This is a genomic window from Streptomyces sp. NPDC056948, assembly GCF_042674225.1.
Lineage (GTDB): Bacteria > Actinomycetota > Actinomycetes > Streptomycetales > Streptomycetaceae > Streptomyces > Streptomyces purpurascens.
The window spans coordinates 1-8,012 of record NZ_JBHUQX010000421.1; the positions used below are offsets into that span (position 1 = coordinate 1).

Below are 8,012 nucleotides of genomic sequence, written 5' to 3' on the forward strand. Positions count from 1 at the left end.
CGCCCGGTCCGGCCGTGGCGGTCCCGCCGAGCCCGGCGGTGCCGCGTTCGCCGTCGGCCGTGACGGCCTCGCCGGGAGCCGCGGTTCCCGGCCCGCCGTCGGCCGCGAGGACCGGGCCGGGCCCGGCAGCGGGGTGCCCGGACGGGAGAGCGATCGACGGCCGGGCGGTCAGCGCGGCGGCCGGGACGGCGGCCAGGCCCGGCAGCTCGTCGACCTGATGCGGGAGGAGGAGAGACCCTCTCGCCGGTGCGCCGGGCAGCACCGCCTCGATGGCGACGCCCTGTACGCCGGACGCACTCGTCATCGGGCGACTCACGAGCGTCACCCGCCGGCCGTCGGGCAGGAGCACGTCGACGGCGGCCCACTGCGCACGGGAGATCAGCTCGGCGGCCTTCTCCCTCAGAATCTCCTGGTCACGAGGGTGGAATGCGTCGGCCGGCGCACCCCTCGCCATGCCGCCGCCCAGGTCGGCGGCCGCGGCCCCGGTGGCGAGGTACGCCCGCAGCAGCGCGCGCTCGTGCGCGGAGCTCTGCCCCAGCAGCCGCCGCTCGATGGCCTCGGCCGCCCGGCGGATCGCCGCGGCCAGCGAGGGGCGGTCGAAACCGCGCGGATAGCCGAAGCACAGGACGCCCTCGATGCGCCCGCTGAGCGGATCACGGACGGGAAGCGCGACGCAGGCGCTCTGCTGGGCGCGTTCCGCGAAGTGCTCGGCACCGTGGACGCGGATGAGCTGCCGCTCCGCGAGGGCCAGACCGATCCCGTTCGTGCCGGCGACCTGCTCGGCGAACACGAACCCGGGGACCCGCTGGATCGCCGGCAGGTCCCTGGCCATCGCCGGATCCCCGAAGCGGCGCAGCAGGACCGTCCCGTTCGCGTCCGCGACCGAGATGTTGACCTTGCTGCCGGAGAAGGTGGACTGCAGCCGGTCGAGCACGGGAACGGCCGCGCGGACGATACGGCCCCCCGGGTCGAAGTCCTCCCGGTAGGGGAGGTCGGACTCGTCCGGGGACAGGCCCAGGGACCGTGAGCGCTGCCACGAGTTCAGGATGGACGGCCGTACGCCCGTCTCGACGGACTCGCCCTGGAGAAACCGCTCGCGAGGGCGGGCGGGCCCCGTGCCGTCAGTCGCACGCCCCGCCGGCTTGGGTTCCTCGCCGGACCGAACCACGCTTCGCCTCACCTGCGCCTGCGATGAATCCGCTCATCGGAAAGAATCGTGCATTGATGAGGATACGGGCATTGCGGACATGAGTCACGATTCGCTTGGCCCGTCAGGGCAGGCGGCACGCAGCCCGATCTGGCGACTCCACGGCAAAGCCTGATTTCACCGGCGGCCGAGGCCACCAGCCGAATCCGACCGGTTCCACGGAGGCGGACACAGGCAGACCCGCGTCTCCTGCTCTCGGCTCTACGGCTCAGCGTGTCGCGAGAAGGAGGCACTGGACTGCGTCGACGACAGCGGCGCGGCGGGCGGCTGGGAACGGATCGCGGATCGGGTCGGCGGCAGCCTCCACGAGACAGCATCAGCGGCTTCGGCGAGTCGATCGTTCCCCGTACGCACCGGTCATCGACCGAGTCGCCGTCACACCGCTCCGTTTCCTCAGCCGCGACGTACCGCACCGAGCTGGGCCCGGTGCAGGCCGGGCGCGGTGAACCGCTGCGCCACCGTGCGCAGGACGCCGGCCATCGCCTGGGCGGGTGGGGTGGCGGGGCGGGCCGTGGCCCGGGCGAGGAGGATGCGGCGGGTGGGGGCCGGTACGTCGGAGGCGAAGGGCAGGAGGCGTACGTCGCTGCGGCGGCTGGTGAGGGCCAGTCGGGGCGCGAGGGCGATGCCGAGCCCGGCGGCGACCATGGCCTGTGCCTCCTGGTAGTCGTGCGAGGAGTAGGCGATGCGCGGCTCGAAGCCCGCCTGGCGACAGCTTCGGCGCAGGACGTCGGCGACGGGATGGTTGTCTGCGCGGATGATCCACTCCTGGTCGGCGAGGTCGCCGAGCCGCACGGAGGAATGGCTGCGCAGGGGTGAGTCGGCGGGGACGACCAGCACCGTGGGGTCGTCCAGGAGGTGGGTGAGGGAGAGCGCCGGATCGTCGAGGCGATTCCACTCGTAGTCCCAGAGCAGCCCCTGCTCCACCTCGCCCGTGTGCAGCATTTCCCGGAGCTCGGCGAGGACCCCGGCCCGTACCTCGATGCGGATGCCGGTGTGCCGACGTCGGAAGCGGGTGAGTGCGAGCGGCAACAGGGACGCGCTGGCCGTGGGGAAGGAACCCAGTCGCAAAGTGCCCTGGTCGAGGGCCGTGAAGGAGTCCAAGTCGGCTTGCGCTGCGCGCAGTTCACGGCGGATCGCGCGACCTCGCTCGGCCAGCGCGGCACCCGCCGGGGTGGGCCGGATCCCGCGCGGCAGCCGCTCGACAAGGGGCTGTCCGGCCTCCTGCTCCAGCAGGGACATCTGCTGGGAGGCGGCAGAGGTGGTCATGCCCAGCGCGTCCGCCGCGGCGGTGAGGGACCCGCGTTCGGTGGCCTCGGTGAGCAGCAGCAGTCGGCGCACGTTCAGCATGCCTGCGACTTTAGCTGAGCTAAACCCATGTGAAGCGAACTGCGATTGTTCCCAAGTCACGCCTCTGCGAAGGTCTCCGCAATCGCCGAGCGGTTCACCGGCCCGCAATGCGCCCGTAACCACCGCCTCGGCCCTTCCCTCCCCCTCGTTGATCAAGGAAGAGCTCAGACGTGCACACTCCCGCGACCCTGGTGCGTGGCGGCACCAGCAAGTGCTGGCTGTTCAACCAGGTCGACGTCCCCGCCGACCGTGGCGAACTGGAGAAGCTGCTGGTCTCCGCGTACGGCGCCACCGACCCCGTGGAACTGGACGGCGTGGGCGGGGCGACCCCCACCACCTCCAAGGCGGCTGTTGTGGGCGCCTCCCCCGAACCGGGCGTGGACGTGGACTATCTCTTCGCCCAGGTAGGCATCGGCACGGGCTCGGTCGAGTGGACGAGCAACTGCGGCAACTGCGCCACGGGGGTCGCGCTGTACGCGGTCGCAAAGGGCATGGTGGCGATCACCGGTGACCGGACCCGTGTGGTGATGCGCAATACCAACACCGGCGCGGTCCTCGAAGGGCTCGTGGACACCACCGGTGGCGTCGTGAACCACTTCGGCCGCCAGACCGTACCCGGCACCCGCGCCGGCGGGGTCGCCGTCGGCCTCACCTTCCGCGATCCGGCCGGCGGCACCACGGGTTTACTGCTCCCCACCGGGCAGGCCGCGCAGGACCTGCCGGTCGCTGCTGCCGAGCCGGTGCGGGTGAGCATGGTGGACGCCGGAGCACCCGTCGTCCTCATCGACGCCCTCGGCACCGGACGCACGGGCGCCGAGCCACTGGAGCGGATGGGCACGGACGTGCCCTGGCTGCGCACCGTGCGTCATACCGCCGCACCGCTGATGGGGCTGCTCGAGCCGGGCGAAGAACCGGGCGACGCGGTGCCCAAAGTTGGCCTGGTGGGCCCGCCGGTGCCGTACACCACCACTCTCGGGGAGCAGATCGCGGCCGAGGATTACGACATCTCGGTGCGCATGCTCAGCATGAACGCCCCGCACCCCGCGATCGGCCTGACCTCCGCCGTCGCCGTCGCGGCAGCCGGACTCGTCGAGGACTCAGTGGTCTGCCGAACCGCAGGCGGCCCGACCGAGGAATGGCTGCGTCTCGGCACACCCGCCGGCATCGTCGCGGTCCGCTGCACCGACGTAGAGGACGGCCTGCCGCGGCGGGTCACCGTGCAACGCGCGGCACGGCTGCTCGCCGACGCCCGTATCTACGTCCCGGAGACAGGCCGCACGCAAGCCGCCTGAACCGGGACGGACATCACCTCGGTCGGCCGGTCCCCCAGCCGTCCGCACCGGGATACCCTCGCGCCCTTGGGGCGCGCCCCTCCCCATCGCACCAAGGACAAAGATGTCTGCTGAAGTGATCTCCATAGGCGCGCTGCTGGTGATGTTCGTGGTCGGCACGGTGCTGCCGATCAACCTGGGCATCCTGGCCTTCGTCGCCACCTTCGCCGTCGGCACCGCCTCCCTCGGCCTCACCGAGGACGAGATCTTCGAGGGGTTCCCGGCGAAGCTCTTCGTCACCATCGTCGGGGTCACCTACCTCTTCTCCGTCGCCCGCCGCAACGGCACCATCGACTGGCTCGTCGCGGCCGGGGTACGGCTGGTGCGCGGCAAGGTCGCGCTCATCCCCTGGGTGCTGTTCCTGGTGGCCGCTCTGCTGACGGCGTTCGGCACCTTCACTCCTGCCGCGGTCGCGATCCTCGCGCCGATCGGCATGAACTTCGCCTACCGCTACAAGCTCAACCCGTTGGTCGTCGGCATGATGGTGATCAGCGGCGGACACGCGGGCGCGTTCTCCCCGCTGGCCGTCTCCGGTGCGCTGGTGCTCGGCCTGGTCGACAAGACCGAACTGCAGGTCTCCGCGGTGACGCTGTTCAGCGCCAGCTTCCTGATCAACCTGGTGCTCTCGGCGCTCACCTACGTGCTGCTCGCCAAGCGCCCCGCCCCGCTGGCCGAGGGTTCCGAGGAAGCGGCCGAGGACGAGAAGCTCACCGTGTCCGGCAGGCCCGACTGGCGCCAGTGGCTCACCCTCGCGTGCCTGGTGGCGCTCGTGGTCGGCGCTCTCGGCTTCCATCTGGAGATCGGCTTCCTGGCCCTGGCGGCCGGTGCCCTGCTGGCCCTGGTGGACATGAAGCGACAGGAGAAGGCCGTGGACGGCGTGAGCTGGTCCACCCTGCTGCTGGTCGCGGGCATGATGACCTACATCGCCATGCTGGAGAAGGCCGGCATCATCGAGAACATCTCCGAGCACGCGGCGGGCCTGGGCGCACCGGTCGCCGTCGCCCTGCTGCTGTGCTTCACCGTGGCCATCACGTCCGCCTTCGCGTCCTCCACCGCGATCCTCACCGCGATCATCCCGATCGCCGTACCACTGCTGCTCTCCAGCCACCTCAGCGCCGCCGGATTGATCGCCGCTCTCGCCGTCTCCACGACGATCGTCGACACCTCGCCCTTCTCCACCAACGGCGCACTCGTCCTCAGCAACGCCCGCGGAGTGGACCCCCGCCGCTTCTACCGCCAGGTCATCAGCTACACCGGCGGGATCGTCGCCCTCGGGCCCATCGTCGCCTGGGGCGCGCTGGTCCTGCCCTGGTCGTAGCTGCGCCACGGGCGGCCCAGGTCCGGATTCGAGGGTGCGCACGGGAGCCCCCTCATCCGTCCTGTTTTTTGACACCTGCGCTGGCGACCGGGACCGCTTCTCCTACTGGTCCGACGCCTTCCTGAACGTCGACCGCTACACCAAGGACGAGACCAAGGCCGCCCACACCGCCTTCCTGGCCTACATGAGCGACCTCCTCGCGGCCACGTGCTGAGCATGCTGATCGAGGAGAGCCGTGCGGAGGGCGAGGGACTGAGCGACGCCGAACTCGTCGGCACGGGTATGGGTCTCCTGGTCGCCGCCGGCCACGAGACCACCGCGAACATGATCGGCAAGATGGTCGCCATACTGACAACGAAGGCGGCCCGCGCCCTTGGTAGAAAGGCGCGGGCCGAGCGATGCGAGCCGGGTGTCGGCCTACGTGTCCACGAGGTACTTGATGTCGCTCACGACGTACTCCCCGTAGTGGAACGCGTTCCCCAGTGCCTCCAGCCTCGCGTACTGCTCCTCGGACAGATACAGGTACTCCGGGGACAACGAGGCACTCTTCTTGGGCAGAGCTCGCAGGAGCAGCCTGAGGGCGAGATCGGGAGTGCAGCTGCGGGCGCACTCGGCCAGTGCATCCGTCACCTCCGTGTCCAGGACGCTCCTGAACTCGTGCACTTCCGCGAGGACGTCACCGGCCAGCTCCACACCCCCGTACCGGTCGGCGTCGGAGAGAGCCGGGGTGTCCGCGCGGCGGGACAGCCACGCATCGCACACCCCGATCACCTGCCGCATCCACTCGTCGCCTTCCCCGACATGGCGCTGGAAGAAGGACTCCGTCGCGTCCGCGCCCCCCTTCCACAACGCCTTGATCTGGGCGGAGGTGAGATTGTCGAGGAGCAGCCGGGCGTCACGCCGCACCGACAGCACGGCTGCCGGCTCAAGTTCCTCCACGAACTCGTCGGCCACCGCTTCTGCCGGCGTCGAGGCGTCGAGCTTCCAGTCCTGGTGGAAGAATTCCATGATCCACGGGACGCCGAACATGAACTCCGTGTGTCGCTCCATCACATGTCACCCTGGGTGCCCGGTGTAGACGTAGAAGCCACTCTTATGGCCTGGGGCCCGTTTCAGGACGAGGGTGTACCGGTTTCCGGCTTGGGTGACCGTCCTTCCGTCCGGATGGGCGACCCAGCCGAGAGAGTTTCTCGCTCCGAACGTACCGGTCAACGTCTTTTTCTGTTCCGAGCCACGAAGCCACCTTGCGATCTCCCCTGCCTTGTTGACGACCGCGTAGTCCACGACCTGCTGTGCCGTCTGCAGGTCGATGAACACACTGACTTTCTCACCGTCGGCGTGGGCCATCGCGAGCGCTTCGGCCTGGTCCTGGTCCACATGCTTCTGAAGAATGTGAGCCTGGCCGGGGAACTGGCCTTCGTCGGCGATGAGGTCGTTGCAGTTGTGGACCAGGACCGGCGTGTCGTCCGCCACGGCGTAGAACGTGTGCAGGCCGGACACGGTCAGGTCGTACACAGTCCGGGGCTTCGGCTCGTCCCGGTCGCGCAGTGCGGTGACCGTGTGGAGGGTGCCGTCCGGCGTGCGCAGGCGGTCGCCGGTGCGCAGGTCGGAGGCGAGAGTCCAGCCGCGGCCGACGACGAAGACCTGGTGACCCGGTGTACTGGTGAGGCTTCCCCCGTCCGCCAGGGTGATGTCCAGCAGGTCCTCGGTGGTGTGGGAGAACGTGCGGGTGACCGCCTCTCCCCGTGTGGTTCCGGTGCCGGGGTCGGTGGCCAGGAGCAGGTCGCCGAACCGCACCTCCCGGATCGGCTTGCGGCTGCCGTCGGCGAGGACCACTTCGGTTCCGCCGGGGAAGCTGTTGGTCCTGCAGGCCGTCCGCGCCTCGTCGAACCTGTCCACCGTCCGCTCGATGTCGGCGAGGGTCTCCGGGTCGACGTCCAGTTCCTTCAGCGACTTCAGCGCGTCGGCGACACCGTCCCCGCGGCGCAGGGCGGTGTTCAGGGCACGGATCGCGTCGGCGAGCAGGTCGAAGGTCTTGCCCGGGATGAAGTTGGACGCGGCCCAGGCGCAGTCGCCGTAGCTGCCCGAGCCATCACCGTTCAGCTTGTGGTAGCAGCCGGTGAAGTCGCCGATGATCGACTCGTAGAGGCCCTTCCACAGGTTCTTGGTCGCCTCCCAGGAGGAGACCTTGACCGTCTTGGTCAGGCCCGGGAACGTCTTCGTGGTGAGGAAGAACGTGTCCTCGGCGGGGCAGCCGGACTCGGTGGCGGGCACGTCCGGGTTGGCGCAGACGTAGTAGCTGACGACAGCGTCGAACGTGACCTTGTACACCAGGTCGCACGGAAGGCGCGAGCAGTCGTCGGGCAGACGCTGCGGGTCTCCCTTCTGCTTGAGGTCGTCGATGACGGAGAAGACCCCGCCGACCCCGGTGCCCGCGCCCGCCTGCACCTGCTTGTTCGCGTCCTCGCGGCCGGCCTGGTCGGCCGCCTGCTGGGCCGAGTCCGCGTACTTCTGGGCGTCCTTGGCCGCTTCCTCGGCCTCGGTCGCGGCGGCGTCGGCGCGCTCGGCTGCGTCGCGGGCGTCCTTGGCGGCCTGCTCGGCCTCCGAGGCTGCCGCGCGGGCGGCTGCCGCGTCGAGGGCGGCCTGGTCAGCGGCGTCGCGGGCGTCCTTGGCGTGGCCCTCGGCGCGGCCGGCTGCCCGGTCGGCGGCGGCCGCGTCCTCGGCGGCCTGGCGCTGGTACTCGATCGAGCGGGCCAGTGACTGGCTGGCCTTGGACGCGGCCAGGGCGGCGTCGGCGGCGTAGCCGAGG

The 8,012-nt window shown here is 70.3% G+C and carries 6 protein-coding genes and 1 pseudogene; 3 read left to right on the forward strand and 4 right to left on the reverse strand.

The window, feature by feature from the left end:
* Together ACFTZL_RS36760 and ACFTZL_RS36765 are read right to left on the reverse strand one after the other, a co-directional pair.
* Positions 1–1,168, reverse strand: a pseudogene (locus ACFTZL_RS36760) (protein phosphatase); the annotation flags it as partial.
* A 432-nt stretch (positions 1,169–1,600) separates the two neighbouring features.
* Entirely contained in the window at positions 1,601–2,554 is a 954-nt protein-coding gene (locus ACFTZL_RS36765) for a LysR family transcriptional regulator (RefSeq protein ID WP_382592287.1), read from the reverse strand.
* A gap of 170 nt (positions 2,555–2,724) precedes the next feature.
* Between ACFTZL_RS36765 and ACFTZL_RS36770 the strand changes: the two genes are divergently transcribed.
* The 3 genes from ACFTZL_RS36770 (at position 2,725) to ACFTZL_RS36780 (ending at position 5,417) form a co-directional block, all read left to right on the forward strand.
* Positions 2,725–3,846, forward strand: coding sequence for a PrpF domain-containing protein (locus tag ACFTZL_RS36770; RefSeq protein WP_382592289.1), 1,122 nt, complete (start codon positions 2,725–2,727; stop codon positions 3,844–3,846).
* A 103-nt stretch (positions 3,847–3,949) separates the two neighbouring features.
* Positions 3,950–5,203 carry an SLC13 family permease gene (locus tag ACFTZL_RS36775; protein ID WP_382592292.1) on the forward strand — a complete coding sequence of 418 codons (1,254 nt, stop codon included), beginning with the start codon at positions 3,950–3,952 and terminating at the stop codon, positions 5,201–5,203.
* A gap of 34 nt (positions 5,204–5,237) precedes the next feature.
* Positions 5,238–5,417, forward strand: coding sequence for a hypothetical protein (locus tag ACFTZL_RS36780; RefSeq protein WP_382592295.1), 180 nt, complete (start codon positions 5,238–5,240; stop codon positions 5,415–5,417).
* Positions 5,418–5,620: 203 nt separating this feature from the next.
* Here ACFTZL_RS36780 and ACFTZL_RS36785 read toward each other — a convergent pair whose 3' ends face one another.
* Both ACFTZL_RS36785 and ACFTZL_RS36790 read right to left on the reverse strand, forming a co-directional pair.
* Positions 5,621–6,253 (reverse strand): hypothetical protein, encoded by a 633-nt coding sequence (locus tag ACFTZL_RS36785; protein ID WP_382592298.1) that lies wholly within the window; start codon positions 6,251–6,253, stop codon positions 5,621–5,623.
* 6 nt (positions 6,254–6,259) lie between these two features.
* A partial coding sequence (locus tag ACFTZL_RS36790) for an RNase A-like domain-containing protein (RefSeq protein ID WP_382592301.1) occupies positions 6,260–8,012 on the reverse strand: 1,753 nt, incomplete at its 5' end.